General features: G+C 64.6%; 15 protein-coding genes and 1 tRNA gene. 8 read left to right on the plus strand and 8 right to left on the minus strand.

The window, feature by feature from the left end; translation table 11 throughout:
• Positions 1–11: 11 nt before the first annotated feature.
• The 4 genes from bfr to PP1Y_RS15445 all read right to left on the minus strand — a co-directional run bounded on the left by bfr (position 12) and on the right by PP1Y_RS15445 (position 3,221).
• Positions 12–494 carry a bacterioferritin gene (bfr, locus tag PP1Y_RS15430; RefSeq protein WP_007011634.1) on the minus strand — a complete coding sequence of 161 codons (483 nt, stop codon included), beginning with the start codon at positions 492–494 and terminating at the stop codon, positions 12–14.
• Between the two features lie 88 nt (positions 495–582).
• Positions 583–777 carry a bacterioferritin-associated ferredoxin gene (locus tag PP1Y_RS15435; RefSeq protein ID WP_007011633.1) on the minus strand — a complete coding sequence of 65 codons (195 nt, stop codon included), beginning with the start codon at positions 775–777 and terminating at the stop codon, positions 583–585.
• 51 nt (positions 778–828) lie between these two features.
• Complete coding sequence (locus PP1Y_RS15440) at positions 829–2,112, minus strand: DUF418 domain-containing protein (RefSeq protein WP_013833059.1); 1,284 nt, start codon at positions 2,110–2,112, stop codon at positions 829–831.
• Positions 2,109–3,221: an SPOR domain-containing protein gene (locus PP1Y_RS15445; RefSeq protein WP_041558907.1), complete on the minus strand. Its 1,113-nt coding sequence runs from the start codon at positions 3,219–3,221 to the stop codon at positions 2,109–2,111. Before PP1Y_RS15445 ends, PP1Y_RS15440 begins: the two co-directional genes overlap by 4 nt.
• Positions 3,222–3,500: 279 nt before the next feature.
• On the opposite strand from PP1Y_RS15445, the gene PP1Y_RS15450 reads away from it, so the two are divergent.
• From PP1Y_RS15450 to PP1Y_RS15460, 3 genes are all read left to right on the plus strand, one after another.
• Positions 3,501–4,220, plus strand: a complete 720-nt coding sequence (locus tag PP1Y_RS15450) for a ParA family protein (protein ID WP_013833061.1) — start codon at positions 3,501–3,503, stop codon at positions 4,218–4,220.
• A 13-nt stretch (positions 4,221–4,233) separates the two neighbouring features.
• A complete protein-coding gene (locus tag PP1Y_RS15455; RefSeq protein ID WP_013833062.1) occupies positions 4,234–4,788 on the plus strand; it encodes a hypothetical protein in 555 nt (184 codons plus the stop codon).
• An 89-nt stretch (positions 4,789–4,877) separates the two neighbouring features.
• Positions 4,878–6,185, plus strand: a complete 1,308-nt coding sequence (locus PP1Y_RS15460; protein WP_232512387.1) for a lipopolysaccharide assembly protein LapB — start codon at positions 4,878–4,880, stop codon at positions 6,183–6,185.
• 133 nt (positions 6,186–6,318) lie between these two features.
• Here the strand turns inward: PP1Y_RS15460 and PP1Y_RS15465 are convergent, their stop codons facing one another.
• A complete protein-coding gene (locus tag PP1Y_RS15465) occupies positions 6,319–7,569 on the minus strand; it encodes a dihydroorotase family protein (protein ID WP_013833064.1) in 1,251 nt (416 codons plus the stop codon).
• Positions 7,566–8,546, minus strand: coding sequence for an aspartate carbamoyltransferase catalytic subunit (locus tag PP1Y_RS15470; RefSeq protein ID WP_013833065.1), 981 nt, complete (start codon positions 8,544–8,546; stop codon positions 7,566–7,568). Before PP1Y_RS15470 ends, PP1Y_RS15465 begins: the two co-directional genes overlap by 4 nt.
• Positions 8,547–8,692: 146 nt before the next feature.
• Between PP1Y_RS15470 and sppA the strand changes: the two genes are divergently transcribed.
• Positions 8,693–10,579 carry a signal peptide peptidase SppA gene (gene sppA, locus PP1Y_RS15475; RefSeq protein ID WP_013833066.1) on the plus strand — a complete coding sequence of 629 codons (1,887 nt, stop codon included), beginning with the start codon at positions 8,693–8,695 and terminating at the stop codon, positions 10,577–10,579.
• A 17-nt stretch (positions 10,580–10,596) separates the two neighbouring features.
• On the opposite strand, the gene PP1Y_RS26130 is transcribed toward sppA, so the two are convergent.
• Positions 10,597–10,758, minus strand: a complete 162-nt coding sequence (locus PP1Y_RS26130; protein WP_007011622.1) for a hypothetical protein — start codon at positions 10,756–10,758, stop codon at positions 10,597–10,599.
• 141 nt (positions 10,759–10,899) lie between these two features.
• On the opposite strand from PP1Y_RS26130, the gene PP1Y_RS15480 reads away from it, so the two are divergent.
• From PP1Y_RS15480 to clpX, 4 genes are all read left to right on the plus strand, one after another.
• Positions 10,900–10,984 (plus strand) — tRNA-Leu (locus PP1Y_RS15480).
• A gap of 78 nt (positions 10,985–11,062) precedes the next feature.
• On the plus strand, positions 11,063–12,706 hold the full coding sequence (tig, locus tag PP1Y_RS15485) for a trigger factor (protein WP_013833067.1): 1,644 nt from the start codon (positions 11,063–11,065) through the stop codon (positions 12,704–12,706).
• A 194-nt stretch (positions 12,707–12,900) separates the two neighbouring features.
• Positions 12,901–13,569: an ATP-dependent Clp endopeptidase proteolytic subunit ClpP gene (gene clpP / locus PP1Y_RS15490; protein WP_007011620.1), complete on the plus strand. Its 669-nt coding sequence runs from the start codon at positions 12,901–12,903 to the stop codon at positions 13,567–13,569.
• A gap of 133 nt (positions 13,570–13,702) precedes the next feature.
• Entirely contained in the window at positions 13,703–14,965 is a 1,263-nt protein-coding gene (clpX, locus tag PP1Y_RS15495) for an ATP-dependent Clp protease ATP-binding subunit ClpX (protein ID WP_007011619.1), read from the plus strand.
• An 82-nt stretch (positions 14,966–15,047) separates the two neighbouring features.
• On the opposite strand, the gene PP1Y_RS15500 is transcribed toward clpX, so the two are convergent.
• Positions 15,048–16,001, minus strand: a complete 954-nt coding sequence (locus tag PP1Y_RS15500) for a cation diffusion facilitator family transporter (RefSeq protein ID WP_013833068.1) — start codon at positions 15,999–16,001, stop codon at positions 15,048–15,050.
• Positions 16,002–16,044: the final 43 nt, after the last annotated feature.

Genomic DNA, 16,044 nt, shown 5'->3' on the forward strand with positions numbered 1-16,044 from the left:
CCGCCTTGGCCTCACGATTCTCCTGCGGGCTCGCTCTGCAGCTGGCAGTAGTTCTGGATGCCCATGCGCTCGATCATGTCGAACTGCTTCTCCAGCCAGTCCACGTGCTCTTCCTCGCTCTCGAGGATGCGCTCGAAGACCTCGCGGCTGACGTAGTCGCGCACGGCTTCGCAGTGGGCGATCGCTTCCTTGAGGAGTGGAATGGCATCGTGTTCGAGCGCGAGATCGGCCTTGAGGATCTCCTCGACGTTTTCACCGACGCGCAACTTGCCCAGCGCCTGGAAATTGGGAAGGCCGTCAAGGAACAGGATGCGATCGGCCAGCACGTCCGCGTGCTTCATTTCGTCGATCGATTCGTGGCGTTCGTAAGCGGCGAGCTTCTTGATGCCCCAGTTGTCCAGCATCCGGTAGTGGAGCCAGTACTGGTTGATGGCGGTCAGCTCGTTGAAAAGAGCCTTGTTCAGGAAATCAATGACTTGTGGGTCGCCCTTCATCGCGCGTGCTCCTTTTCAAACGAGCCGCGAATATGGGCGCCGGGGGTTGGCCTGACAAGGCCGACTGGCGCAAAATCAATGGCGTGGATCAATGGGCGGTCATGGCCGCCGACCGGTCTCCGCACAGTTCGTCGGCGATGATCTCTTCCGCTTCCTCGAGGCACTGGCGGCATTGCGGGGTGCGGCCAAGGGCTGCGTAGAGCGTTTCGGCATTGCCCTGACAGCAGCGCGCGGCCGCCCTCAGGTCGGTTTCCTTGATAGCATTGCAGATGCAGACATACATGGGCGAATCCTCTTGCCCGTCATCATACGCAAATGAGAATGGATCGCAATATCATTTTGAAATCGCGGAATTGCGACGGTTTTCCAGAAGTTTGCGCATGACAAGCGAGCGCCAGAGCCATTCCAGCGGTCCCTGGCGGCAATGGTGAAGCCACGGTTCGCTCCAGGCCAGCATGAGCGTCCAGCCCAGCACCACGAACAGCCATTGTTCGGCCGGGCCGACCCGGCCGAACAGGTCGAGACCCCAACCATAGAAGATCGCGGTCATCACTACGCTTGTGCAAATGTAATTGCTGAAGGCCATGCGGCCCGCGGCGATCAGGCGCTGTCCGATTCGCGATCGCGCCAATGCCGGCGTGGCAAGCGCGAGAATCGCACCGTAGCCGATGGCGCACAGCACATGCGGTACGACAAGACCGTGCGATATCAGCATGTACATGGCGATGGGCGGGAAATGGCGCGGCCAGGCCCAGACCAGCGCGGCCAGGGTGAGGGCCAGTCCTGAGGTCGTGCAGCAAATGGCGACGGCTTTCATGCGGTGCGCCGGCCAGTCGCCAGCGAAGAAGCCGTGCCGGTGCATGGCCATGCCCAGCATCATCAGCGGCAGGATCTCTCCATAAGTACTGCTGGCCATGGTGAAGAGCCAGAACGGGTCGTCCCGCAGCTTGGCGATCACGATGTCGAGATAGGAGGATGTATAGAGCGCCAGCTCTCGCGCGCTTTCGTCCCAGTACAGGTCGAGCCGGGCCAGCACCGCCTGTTGCTGAGCGATTGTCGCCGTGCCCAGGCGAACCGCTTCCTCGGCGTGGACGACGGGCAGGGCGGCCATGATTTCCCAGATGTGCGTGGTCGCGAGGATGGCGAGCGCGAGGCCGAGTATCAGCCGGGTCGAAAGCTGGCGGGAGAGCAGGGCGACGATGCCGCAGGTGGCATAGACGAACAGGATGTCTCCCCACCACAGCAGCAGATAATGCAGCGTTCCGAAGAGCATGAGCCAGGACAGGCGGCGGACCTGCAGCAGTTCGCCGTTGCCGCCGATTGCCTCGATCCTCTCGCAGAAGAGCGAGAGGCTGGCCCCGAACAGGATCGCGAAAAGCGCACGCATCTTGCCTTCGAAGAAGATGAATCCGAAAGCCCAGGCCGCTTCGTCGGCAAGGCCGGCCTGATGCGGCAGACTGGGCGTGATCGAATTGATGCTCGGGCCGGCGAAGCCCGCGATGTTGATGGCAAGGATGCCCAGCACGGCAACGCCGCGGATGAGATCCAGCGTGACCAGACGCTCGGCGCTGCCTGCGATCGCCCTGGGCGACTGCGAGGCGAACGCCGCGTCGATCAATTTCTCACGGGGAGGCAGGCGAATCCGCCCGCCGACAGTCTTGAGCAGGCCGCGTCGGCCTCGCTCTTGGATGCGAAACCGCCGGCCTGCAATTTGGTGAGCCTTCCTTCGGGCACGAGCATCTTTGCGCGTCCGGCGAGTTCGGGGCGCCTGCCGACCCTGGACCAGAGCTTGTCGGCATTGCCGGCCACGCCGAATGCGCCAAGCTGGACCCGCCAGGGGCCGCCGGTTGCAGGTGCATGTGCCGGGGCGGGCCTTGCGGTCTCCACGGGCCTGGCCGGAGCCGGGTTCGCAAGGACCTTTGCATTCGTGCCTGATGCGGATGGCATGGCGGGCGCCGGAACGCTCTTGCGCGTGTAGTCGGCCCCGGCGGTCGCCGGGCTGGCGCTGCCGGTCGCGCGCACCGCTTCGGCTACGGCATTCTCGGCGGCGACGATCTGCGGGGGGCGTACGTTGCCACCACTGGTGGAGGTGGGCAGGGTGCCGTTACCCAGCTGGGCAGTCGCGCTCTCCCGCTCTCGCGTGGCCTGCGCGTCGGCGGCGATGCGCGAGGCGAGGGCAACGCTCTTCTGGCGGTCCTCCAGCGCAATGTGCTCGTCCATCTGCTTGAGGGCATTGGTTGCCTGTTGCAGGCCGGCCTGCTGGGCAAGGCTGACGAGGGCATAGGCGCGAACCCAGTCCTTGGCGACATAGTCTCCATTGAAGTGCGCAACGCCGATGATGTACTGCGCCCGCGGATCCCCGCGCGCGGCGGAGGATTCGAGGTAAGGCATGGCCTTGGCCTGTTCACCGTCCTGAAACAGCAGCAGTCCGTAGATGTCGGAGGCCTGTATGTGGCCCTGGGCGGCGGCCTTGCCGTAAAGATCCTTGGCCTTGGCAATGTCCTCCGGCACGCCCCGGCCCATCTTGTAAGCCTGGGCGAGGTTGAACTGCGCGTCCGGATCACCGGCGGCTGCCAACGGTTTCCACTCCCTCACGGCAGCAGCGTAGTCGCCCGCGCTCCACGCGTCGACTCCTGCTTTGACGTCGGCCAGAGCTGGCGCGGCCATGAGCGTGAACAGAGTCGCGCAAAGGCCCAGATTGCGGAAAAATCGGAGAAATTTCTTCACAGCGAAAATTACTCGTTGATTGCCGCCAGGTTCCGCAATGGTAAGCGAAACTACGGTGCGGGTACCAGTCCCCGGATCCGGGCAGCGCCGATTTGCACTGGCCGGTTTCCTAAACGGGAATGGTGAAGGGGATCTTTCCAAGGCCGGAAAAACCGCATGACGACGCGAAATCGGATCCCGGTAGCCATCCGGCATTGATTAACCGGAAATTAGGACCGATCTGCGATCCCACCTCTCGAGACTTTTACTGCGTATCGCAACTTCTCGGGGGACTTTGATTTGCGAGTACTGGCTTTGGCATCGCAAAAGGGCGGTTCCGGCAAGACCACGCTTTCGGGGCATCTTGCAGTTCAGGCCCAACGCGCCGGCGCTGGCCCGGTCGTCCTGATCGACATCGACCCTCAGGGATCTTTGGCCGATTGGTGGAACGAACGTGAAGCCGAATTCCCGGCCTTCGCGCAAACGACGGTCGCCCGCCTTGCGAGCGACCTTCAGGTCCTGCGCCAGCAGGGCTTCAAGCTGGCCGTGATCGACACGCCGCCTGCCATCACCATGGCGATCCAGAGCGTGATCTCGGTTGCCGAACTTATCGTCGTTCCGACCCGTCCCAGTCCGCATGACCTGCGCGCCGTGGGCGCCACGGTCGACTTGTGCGAACGGTCGGGCAAGCCGCTGATTTTCGTGGTCAACGCGGCAACGCCCAAGGCGCGCATCACCGCAGAGGCCGCCGTCGCCCTGTCGCAGCATGGCACGGTCGCACCGGTCACGCTGCACCAGCGCACGGATTTTGCCGCCTCGATGATCGATGGGCGCACCGTGATGGAAGTCGATCCCAACGGGCGTTCCTCGCAGGAAGTCACGGCCTTGTGGAACTACGTCGCGGACCGTCTCGAAAAGAATTTCCGCCGCACCGTCTTCTCAGCCCCGATGGGCGCGCCGATGGTTCAGGGCAATCATCGTCCCGTTGGCGGCTTCGGTCGCCGCGTAGCCGGTTCCTGAGGGGGGAGAAGGCATGAGCGAGCCACGCGATTTCGCCTCGCTCTCGCCGAGGCTTCTCGCCCGCAAGGGCGGTGCTCGGCCGGCGATGCGTCCGCAGGATACGTCGAAGTTCACCGCTGGCGGGATCCCGATCGACCCGCACAAGATGGACGACCTGGGCTGGAACGACTTTGGCCAAGGCCACGGCGGCGGCACTGGTGCGGCATCCGCGCCGAGGCCGGCATCGCGCCTGACTGCCAACCGTCCGACGCTCGCGCATTCCGAACAGGCTCCGGCCCGTAACCATGACGAATCGGGCAGCGTCCATGAGGTGCCCGATGTGCTGCGCCAGATCGAGCAGCTGGCTCATCGCATCCATCGCAGCGAACCGCCGGCGAGGACCATGCCGGAGGGCCGTCGCGCCGCTTTCACGCTGCGCCTCGATGCGGAACGGCATTTCCGCCTCAAGATGGCCGGCGTGGTTCTCAACCGCAGTGCGCAAGTCCTCGTGACTGAGGCGCTCGACAAGTATCTTTCTGAAATGCCGGAGCTGTTCGCGCTGACCGGCACTGCGCGCAAGCCTAGCTGAAGCAGGCAGAGGGGGGCAGAACAATGCGACGTTTAGAAAACCGGACCCGGACGACAGGGCTGACTTTATGCTCGGCAATGGCGGTTGTCATGCTTTCGGGCTGCGCCGGCCAGTCGCCGTTCGCATCGAGCGCGCGGGCGCCGGTGGCGCGCGGCCTCAACGATGCCGATTCCGGCGCCGCCGTGGCTCGCGCGGAACAGCGCGTGGCCCGTTCTCCCGAGAGCGCCTCGGCGCGCACTGAACTGGCGCAGGCTTACCTTGCTGCCGGACGCTTCGACTCGGCTGCGACGACCTTTGAGGATGCCGTCACGTTGGGCGGGGATAACGCCCGCATCGGTCTGGGCATGGCGCTGGCCTATATTGGCGCAGGCCGCAATGCCGAGGCGATCTCGGTTCTGGGCCGCTGGCGCAACGATATTCCGGCAAGCGACTTCGGCCTTGCCCTTGCCCTTGCCGGGCAGCCCGAAATGGGTGTTGCCGTGCTAACCGACGCAGTGCGCAGCGAGGACAACAACGTTAAGGCCCGGCAGAACCTGGCGTATGCCTATGCCCTTCAGGGACAGTGGATGCAGGCGCGGTTGATCGCGGGGCAGGATGTTCCGGCAGACCAGCTCGATGCGCGTTTGAGCGATTGGGCTTCGAAGGCTCGCCCCGATGCGTCGCGTGCCCGCGTGGCCGGCCTGCTTGGCGCGCCGCTGCGCGCCGACCCGGGGCAGCCCACCGCACTGGCACTGGGCAACAAGGACGATGCAGCCCGGCTTGCACGTACCGATATTCCGACTCCTGCCTTCGGTCAGGCGCCTGCCGGTGAACTGCCGCCGGTGAAGACCGGCGAGAGCTTCTGGGGTGGTTCAGATCAGGCCGATCCGGCTCCGGCACCGGCCGCGCGTCCGGTTGAGCGGGCTTCGCTTGCTGCCGTCAACGAGGTTGTCGAACAACACGTCGAGACTGGACCCTCCAGCCGTTTCGTTGCCAAGCCGGTGATCCAGAAGGTCGCCAAGAGCGAAAGCAATTTCCAGGCTACTTTCGAACGGATGTCGACCGAGAAGATCGCCCAGCCCGAAAAGGCCAAGTCGAGCCGGTCCGAAATCCAGGCCCATCTCGTGCAACTGGGATCGTTCCAGTCTCGCGAAGGGGCCGAGCGAGCCTGGGGCATCTTCGTGAAGCGCAATCCTTCACTGAAGGATCACACCATGCGCATCACCGAAGCCGTCGTGAACGGCGCGCGCTACTACCGCGTGGCCGCTGAAGGCTTCGACCGGGCATCGGCGCATTCGCTGTGCTCTTCGGTCAGGAACCGCGGTGAAGGCTGCCTGGCCTATTCCGAATCGCAATCGCTGCCCGGCGCCCTGCCGAAGGGCGGCGCCGTAGGAGCCCCGCTGCGCGCGCGGCGCTGAAGTCTCCTACCCAAACAGTTCCATGTGAACCTTGCAGGCCTTCGTCTTCGGACGAAGGCCTCTTTTTTTGCCCCGCTCGCCTTTCGGAGGCGGCAGGCGATAGCGCAGGCATTCATTTAGGGCCTCGATGGCCTCAGGCGGCGGGCTTCTTTGCCTTTACGGCAACGCCGCCCTTGAACAGCGCCAGCACGCGGCCCTGCATCGGTTGCTTGTCGAACGGGGTGTTGCCCGCCGCGGCTGCCATTTCGTCCGAATCGACGATCCATGGACGGTCCGGGTCGATCACGGCGATGTCCGCTTCCATGCCCTCGGCAAGGCGTCCGGCATCGACGCCCAGCAGCTTTGCGGGATTGGCGGACAGCAGCTCGAAAGCCCGGTTCATAGAGATCACGCCGTCGCGAACGAGCGTCATCGTCAGCGGCAGGAGCGTCTCCGAACCGGCCATGCCCGGTGCCGAATCGGTGTATGGCAGTCGCTTGTCCTCGGGGCCACGCGGATCGTGGCCCGAACCGATCATGTCGATGGTGCCGTCGGCGATGGCGGCGATCACTGCCTTGCGATCGGCCTCGGAGCGCAGCGGCGGCGAAAGATGCGCGAATGTGCGGAAATTCGCGAGGGCGAGGTCCGAGAGCATGAAGTAGGCGGGGCTGACACCTGCCGTGATCTTCGCACCGCGCTCCTTGGCGCGGCGCACGAGTTCGAGGCCGGCCGCGGTGGTCACCTTGCGGAAGTGGATTTTCGCGCCGGCCAGTTCGGCCAGGGCAATGTCGCGTGCGATTGCGAGTGCCTCGGCTTCGGCCGGAGCGCTGGGCAGGCCCAGGCGCGTCGCCATTTCCCCGGCGGTTGCGACGGCCTTGCCGACGAGTCCGGAGTCCTCGGCATGGGTCACCACGACCATGTCGAGCATCCCGGCATATTGCAGCAGGCGCAGCATCGTGCCCGAATCGCGGATCCAGCTGCGCCCGGTGGCGACGGCGCGTGCTCCGGCATCACGCATCAGCGCGATCTCGGCCAGCGAATCGCCTTCGAGATTCTTCGTCGCTGCGGCGAGGGGGTGGACCCAGAAATCAGGCTTGCCCGATTGCGCGGCAAAGCGCACGCGGGCCGGAACGTCCAACGGCGGGTCCTGGTCGGGCATCAGCGCCGCGCGCGTCACTCCACCGAAGTGGAAGGCGGGCTTGTCGATCGAGAAGACGGCCACGTCGACGAGGCCGGGCGTGACCAGCTTGCCGCCCGCTTGGTGGACGATGTCGCCCGCCTGCGGCGAAACGTCGCCAATGGCGGTGATGAACCCGCCTTCGCAGCGGATATTTCCGGCCTCGATCCGCCCGTCGGGCAGTACCAGCTTGCCGCCGGTGACGGTCAGGGGTGCGTGGATGCTCATGCCCAGCCCTCCAGTCCGCGCGCCTTGCGGGTCAGTACGTCGAGGCAGGCCATGCGGATCGCCACGCCCATTTCGACCTGCGTGGTGATCATCGAACGGTCGACGAGGTCGGCGACATTGCTGTCGATCTCGATGCCGCGGTTCATCGGGCCCGGGTGCATGACGAGGGCGTTGCTCTCTGCCTTGGCGAGACGCTCCAGCGAAAGGCCGTAGAGGTGCCGATACTCGCGCGGGGACGGGATGAACTGGCCTTGCATGCGCTCCAGCTGGAGGCGCAGCATCATGACCACGTCGGCATTCTGAAGGGCCGCGTCGAAATCGTGGAAGACCTGCACGTTCATCCGCTCGATGTCGGCGGGCATCAGTGCCGGGGGGGCACAGACCCGCACTTCGGCGCCGAGCGAGGTGAGGCACAGGATGTTCGAGCGGGCGACCCGGCTGTGCAGGATGTCGCCGCAGATGGTTACGCGCAGGCCGTTGAAGGCGCGTTTGGCCTGGCGGATCGTCAGGGCGTCGAGCAGGGCCTGGGTGGGGTGCTCGTGCTGGCCGTCACCGGCATTGATGACGGGGCAGTCCACCTTGTCCGCGATCAGCTGGACCGCGCCCGAGCTGCCGTGACGGATCGCAATGGCATCGGCGCGCATGGCATTGAGCGTCATCGCCGTGTCGATCAGCGTTTCGCCCTTCTTCACGCTCGATGTCGCCACGGCCATGTTGACGACGTCCGCGCCCAGGCGCTTGCCCGCGATCTCGAAACTGAGAAGCGTACGTGTCGAGTTCTCGAAGAAGGCGTTGATGATCGTCAGGCCGGAAAGCAGGTCCCGCCGCTTCTGGGCATGGCGGTTCAGCTCCACCCACTGCTGCGCCTCGTCGAGGAGGAACATGATCTCATGCGGGGCGAGGCCCGCGATGCCTACGAGGCCACGGTGCGGGAAGGCGGCGCTGCCTTCCGGATAAGTGAATTCTGGCGATGTCATTGAAGACGATGCCTTAGGCGTGCCTGCTCCCCGGCTCAAGCCGATTCGGCCCGGAGATGCACGATGTCCCCAGCCACTGCTCCCGGGACTTCTTTGCACTGCGCAGCGGGGCAGGTAAGGGTGCCCTCGGAAAGGCAGGTAATTTCATGCAATTCGCGCGCAAGGTCTGGAAGCTGCTGGTCGCCTTCAAGGATGCACTCGCCCTGCTTTTCCTGCTGTTGTTCTTCGGACTCATCTACGGCGCACTGGCGTCGCGGCCGACCCCGGGCCGTGTCGTCGACGGTGCACTGTTGCTCAATCTCGACGGAGTCGTGGTGGAGGAGCGCAGCGAGGTCAGCCCCTTGCGGCTCCTGCTGTCGGCTGAGGCTCCGGCCGGCGAGTACCAGGCCCGCGACATCGAACGGGCCCTGCGCGGCGCAGCCAAGGACGATCACGTGAAGGCGGTGGTGCTGGACATGTCGCGCTTCCTTGGGGGCGGCATGGTCCACCTGCAGGAGATCGGCAGGGCGATCGACGAGGTGCGTGCGGCCGGCAAGCCGGTCCTGACTTTCGCCAACGCATATGCCGACGACGGCGTCCTGCTGGCCGCCCATGCCAGCGAAGTGTGGGTCGATCCCATGGGCGGGGCCTTCGTGGCCGGACCCGGCGGCACCCAGACCTATTACAAGGGGCTGTTCGATCGCTTCAAGGTGAATGCCCACGTCTATCGCGCCGGAACCTACAAGAGCTACGTCGAGCCCTACATTCGCAGCGACATGTCGCCTGCCGCGCGTGAAGCCAACGAGGATCTCTACGGCTCGATCTGGGCGACTTGGAAGGCCGACGTGAAGCAGGCGCGGCCCAATTCGAAGGTTGAGCAGATTGCCGGCGACCCCATGGCCTGGGTCGAGGCTTCGATGGGAGATTTCGCGCAAGGAGCCAAGGCTGCCGGACTGGTCGACCGCATCGGCGACAAGACCGAGTTCGAAAAGCGCGTTGCCGAGATCGCCGGGAAGGGGGCGGGCGGAGATGGTCCCGCCTATGCCCATACCCGCCTCGACACCTGGCTGGCGGCCAATCCGGCCAGGGCCGAGGGTGCCAGCATCGGCGTCATCACCATTGCCGGAGAGATCGTCGACGGCGAGGCGGGCCCGGGCAAGGCCGGTGGCGACCGGATCGCCCAGCTGCTCGATGACAACATCGATGAGGGCTTCAAGGCGCTCGTTGTGCGAGTCGATTCGCCGGGCGGCTCGGTCATGGCCGCCGAGCGCATCCGCCGCGCCATCGACCGCTACAAGGCGCGCAAGATCCCGGTCGTGGTCTCGATGGCGAACATGGCGGCCAGCGGCGGTTACTGGGTGTCCACGCCGGCCGAGCGGATCTTCGCCGAGCCGGGTACGGTAACCGGCTCGATCGGCGTCTTTGCCGTCGTCACCAGTTTCGAAAAGACCCTGGCCGATTTCGGGGTGACCAGCGACGGCGTGCGCACGACGCCGCTCTCCGGACAGCCCGACATCCTCGGCGGCTTCACGCCCGAGGTCGAGCGCATGCTGCAGGCGTCGGTCGACAACATCTACGGCAAGTTTCTCGGAGTCGTTGCCAAGTCGCGCAAGACCACTCCTGAAAGGATCGACCGGGTTGCCCAGGGGCGCGTCTGGCCGGGAGCCGAGGCGAAGGAGCTGGGGCTGGTCGATGAGATGGGCGATCTCGATGCCGCGCTGGCTTATGCAGCGAAGCAAGGCGGCGTGGGCAACGGCAAGTGGCACGCTGAGTACATCGGCGCGCAGGAAGGCCGCTTCGAATCGATGCTGCGGCGCATGTTTGCAGGGCCAAGCGATAGCGAAGCGGTCTACGACCTGACCGGCCTGGTCGCCGCGCGTCAGGAGGCTCGGGCACGGCGGATCGCAGCGCAATTTGCCGACCTCACGGGAAGCCGCGGAGCGCAGGCCTATTGCCTGGAATGCCCTGATCTGCCGTCTATCGACGATCCGCGCGAAGCGGGTCAGGGGCTGTCGCTGATGGCCAGGATCGGGGCCCTGGCAGGGCTGAAATAGCGCCGCTCAGGCGGCGTTCAGTCCTGCGGGGGCATTTCCTCGGGGGCCTCGTCCGGCTGGTCGAAATCCGGCGAATAGGGCGGCGCTTCCGCAGGTTGGCCCGGCTCGGTAGGTTCTGCCGGGGGGACCGGGGTTTCGGGCGGATTGTTCGCGGGGACGTCCCCGGGCTGCGTCGCCATGGCTACCTCTCTGGTGCTGTTCGATCTCAACGTGGGGGCGAATGGATCGCCTCGCAAGGGATGATGACGAGTCGCAGCGCTTGCCCTTTTCCGCGCGTGCTTATAAGGGCACGTCCCTTGAGTTTCAGGCTTCATCCGAATGCGGGCGTGGCGGAACTGGTAGACGCGCTGGTTTTAGGTACCAGTATCGAAAGATGTGGGGGTTCGAGTCCCTTCGCCCGCACCAGTTTCGCCGCGGTGAGAGGATGGGGCGAGAGAGTCGGTCGCGCACGCGACCTAAAGGATTGCACAGGAAGGCATCGAAATGCAGATCGTCGAAACCACCAACGAGGGCCTGAAGCGCGCCTACACGGTGACCATCCCCGCCAAGGACATTTCCGCTCGCGTCGAGGGCGAGATCCAGAAGATCGCGCCGCAGGTGCGCATGCCCGGCTTCCGCCCGGGCAAGGTGCCAGCGAACCTCGTCAAGAAGATGCACGGCGAGGCGATTCACCGCGAAGCGCTCAACACCACCATTCGCGAAGCGATGGACAAGCTCGTCGCCGACAATTCGCTGCGCCCGGCCATGAACCCGGACGTCGCGCTGGGCGAAGGCTATGAGCAGGGCAAGGACGCCGAGCTCACCGTCAGCCTCGAAGTTCTCCCGGTCATCGAGGCTCCTGCCATCGACGGCCTGAAGCTCGAGAAGCTGATCGTTCCGGTTGCCGAATCGGCGATCGACGAAGCGGTGGAGCGGATCGCCTCGCAGCAGCAGCGCTTCGAGACCAAGGACGGCGCGGCCGAAGACGGCGACCAGGTGATCATCGATTTCACCGGCAAGCTCGACGGCGTCGAATTCGAGGGCGGCAAGGCCGAGAAGGCCCCGCTGGTGATCGGCTCGGGCCGCTTCATCCCCGGCTTCGAAGAGCAGCTCGTCGGCATCAAGGCCGGTGACGAGCGCACCATCACCGTGACTTTCCCCGGGGACTACCAGGCCGAAAACCTGAAGGGCAAGGAAACCACCTTCGACATCGTCGCCCACGAAGTGAAGGCTCCGGCCGAGACCAAGATCGACGACGATTTCGCCAAGGAACTGGGTCTTGAGGGTCTTGAGCAGCTCAAGGAACTGCTGAAGGGCCAGCTCGAGCAGGAAACTGCCGGCCTGACCCGTACCGCGATGAAGCGCTCGCTGCTCGACCAGCTTGCCGCCGGCCACGACTTCGACGTGCCGCCGACGATGGTCGAGGCCGAGTTCAGCCAGATCTGGCAGCAGCTGACCCACGAAGCCAGCCACGAGGAAGATCCCGAGGCTGCGCTGAAGGAAATCGAAGCCGAGAAGGACGACTACCGCAAGATCGCCGAGCGCCGCGTTCGCCTGGGCCTGCTCCTGTCGGAAATCGGCCAGACCAACGGCGTCGAGGTTTCGCAGCAGGAAATGTCGATGCTGGTTTCGCAGGCGGCGCAGCAGTACCGCCCCGAAGACCGTCAGCGCTTCATGGAATACGTCGCCAACGACCCGATGATGGCCGCCCAGCTGCGTGCGCCCCTCTACGAGGACAAGGTCGTCGACTTCCTGATCGAGAAGGCCGAAGTCACCGAGCGTGAAGTGACCCGCGACGAACTGCAGGCCGCCATCGAAGCCGACACCGACGAAGCGAGCGCCAAGAAGCCGGCTGCGAAGAAGGCTCCGGCGAAGAAGGCTGCCGCCAAGAAGGCCGACGTCGCCGCCGATGAGGGCGATGCCGAGGAGCCTGCCGCGAAGAAGGCTCCGGCGAAGAAGGCTGCCGCCAAGAAGGCGGACGACGCGGACGAAGCCGAAAAGCCGGCTGCCAAGAAGGCTCCGGCGAAGAAGGCCGCTGTCAAGAAGGCCGACGATGCCGACGCGGAAGGCGAAGCCAAGCCTGCCGCCAAGAAGCCGGCTGCCAAGAAGGCCCCGGCCAAGAAGGCTGCCGCGAAGACCGAAGACTGATCCCGGTCAGTGCTTTTGCGATCGACGGCCCGGTGTGCTCAGGCACGCCGGGCCGTTGTCGCATCCCGGTCCCTGCCGGATTCGAGGTATCCGTGACACGATTGTCCCATTCCGGATGTCGATTGATCGGTTAATCCCCTTGAACATCGGCAAACGGCACGCGACATAGACGGTCCAACCAGAAGAGGACTCCCATGCTCGACCTGTTTGGCGCCTCGGGCGCCCAAGGAAAGTTCACCACCGATCCCGTGACCGGCGCCCTGGTGCCCATGGTCGTCGAGCAGACCAGTCGCGGTGAACGCAGCTTCGACATCTACTCGCGCCTGCTGCGTGAGCGCATCGTCTTCGTGACCGGCGAGGTCGAGGACCACATGGCTTCGCTCATCGTCGCTCAGCTGCTGTTCCTGGAATCGGAAAATCCCTCCAAGGATATCTCGATGTACATCAACTCGCCGGGCGGTGTCGTCACGGCGGGCATGGCGATTCATGACACCATGCAGTACATCAAGCCGCGCGTATCGACCGTGTGCATCGGCCAGGCCGCATCGATGGGCAGCTTCCTGCTCGCCGCCGGGGAGCCGGGCATGCGCATCGCGCTGCCCAATGCCCGCATCATGGTGCACCAGCCCTCGGGCGGCGCGCGCGGCATGGCATCCGACATCGAGATCCAGGCGCGCGAAATCCTGCGCATGCGCAAGCGGCTGAACGATCTCTACGTGAAGTACACCGGCAAGTCGCTCGACGAAATCGAGCAGGCGATGGACCGCGATACCTTCCTCGAAGCCGAGGAAGCGCTGGCCTTCGGTCTGGTCGACAAGGTCTTCGAAACACGGCCCGATGCCGAGAAACAGACCGAAGGATGACGATAAGGGCTGATTGGCAATACGCGGTGTTAGCCATTTAGCCAGTCTCAACGAATTCGGCCTAGGATTGCAAAACCGGCCCCCCGCAGAGTAGACTAATCGAGTCGCCTCAAACGGGGGCCAAAGACGGAAAATGACGAAATTGAGCGGATCTGACGCGAAAAGCACCCTTTACTGCAGCTTCTGCGGCAAGTCGCAGCACGAAGTGCGCAAGCTGATCGCGGGACCCACGGTCTTTATCTGTGACGAATGCGTCGAGCTTTGCAACGACATCATTCGTGAGGAAACCAAGGCCGGGATCGCGGGCAAGAAGGACGGCGGCGTGCCGTCTCCCCGCGAAATCTGCGAGACGCTTAACGACTACGTGATCGGCCAGGACCGCGCGAAGCGCGTGCTGTCGGTAGCGGTGCACAACCACTACAAGCGCCTCAAGCACAGCGGCAAGCAGGGCGACGTCGAACTTTCGAAGTCGAACATCCTGCTCGTCGGCCCGACCGGTTCGGGCAAGACGCTGCTGGCGCAGACCCTGGCGAAAACTTTCGACGTGCCCTTCACGATGGCCGATGCCACCACGCTGACCGAAGCCGGTTACGTGGGCGAGGACGTCGAGAACATCATCCTCAAGCTGCTCCAGGCATCCGACTACAATGTCGAGAAGGCGCAGCATGGCATCGTCTACATCGACGAGATCGACAAGATCAGCCGCAAGGCCGAGAACCCGTCGATCACCCGCGACGTCTCGGGCGAGGGCGTGCAGCAGGCGCTGCTCAAGCTGATGGAAGGCACCACCGCTTCGGTTCCGCCGCAGGGCGGCCGCAAGCACCCGCAGCAGGAATTCCTGCAGGTGGACACGACCAATATCCTGTTCATCTGTGGCGGCGCCTTCGCTGGTCTCGAAAAGATCATCGCCGACCGCCTGCAGAAGCGTTCGATCGGCTTCGGCGCCCATGTCGCCGATCCCGACAAACGCCGCGTGGGCGAGCTCCTGCAGAAGTCGGAGCCGGAAGATCTGCTCAAGTTCGGCCTGATCCCCGAATTCGTCGGCCGCCTGCCGGTCATCGCGACGCTGGAAGATCTCGATATCGCCGCGCTCGTGAAGATCCTCAAGGAGCCGAAGAACGCGCTGATCAAGCAGTACCGCAAGCTCTTCGAGCTTGAGGACGTCGAGCTGACCTTCACCGACGAGGCGCTTGAGGCGATTGCCCAGAAGGCGATCGACCGTAAGACCGGTGCGCGTGGCCTTCGCTCGATCGTCGAGGGCCTCTTGCTCGACACCATGTACGACCTGCCGACCGAGACCGACATCGCCGAAGTCGTGGTCGACAAGGAAGTGGTCGACGGTCGCAAGGAACCGGTTCGCGTGCTCAAGGGCGACAAGGCCGAAGCCGCCGCCTGAGACCTAAGCGCTGACAGACTGCAAAAAAGGCCGTCCGCCGTGATGCGGGCGGCCTTTTTGCATCAGGGCGCCGCGTTAAAGGTCAGATGACCTTTTCGCTTTCAAGCGCACAGGGTGCATCGGGATCGGTCTCGACCTGCAGTGTCGGGTGGCCGATGCTGAATTCGCGTTCGAGGTCGTGAGCCAGTTGACGCAGGAACGCGCCTTCCCGGCTGATGCCGGGCATGACGAGGTGGGCGGTGAGCGCAGTTTCGGTCGTGCTCATCGGCCAGATGTGAAGGTCGTGGACCCGCATGACGCCGGGCTGCTTTTCAAGGAAGGCGCGCACTTTCGCCACGTCGATGTGGTCTGGTACGGCCAGCATGCCCATGCGCAGCGAATCGCGCAGCAGGCCCCAGCTTGACCAGGCAATGACGGCAGTGATGAGCAGGGAAGTGATCGGGTCGATCACCGCCGCGCCGGTCCAGTAGATCGCCAGCCCCGCCAGCACGACCCCGGCGGAAACCGCCGCGTCCGCCATGAGATGAACAAAGGCGGCGCGCAGGTTGAGGTCGCTCTTGCTGCCTTTCGCGAAGAGCAGGGCGGACAGCGCGTTCACCGCAATGCCGATGGCGGCCACCACGATCATGGTCATCCCGGCCACCGGCGCAGGATCGCTGAAGCGCTGGATCGTCTCGACGAGGATCGCGCCGATGGCGACCCACAGGAGCGCGGCATTGGCGATCGACGCGAGGATCGATGAGCTTTTCAAGCCATAGGTGAAACGGTCCGAGGGTGGCCGCGCGGCCAGTACGCTTGCGGCCCATGCCAGCATCAGCGACAGGACATCCGAAAGGTTGTGCCCGGCGTCGGCCAGCAATGCCATCGAGCCGCTGATCAGGCCGGCGACGACTTCGGCAATGACAAAGCCGATGTTGAGCGCGACTGCGATGGCGAAGGCCTTGCTCGCGTTGCCCGGCGGCGGCGGGGCATGATGGTGGTGCCCGTGGCTGTGACCATGGGAATGATCATGCCCGTGATGATGTCCGCTGCCCATGCGCCACTCCATCGCACGGCGGCGCATGCCCCAGCAAGCTATG

It is taken from the genome of Novosphingobium sp. PP1Y, assembly GCF_000253255.1.
Classification (GTDB): Bacteria; Pseudomonadota; Alphaproteobacteria; order Sphingomonadales; family Sphingomonadaceae; genus Novosphingobium.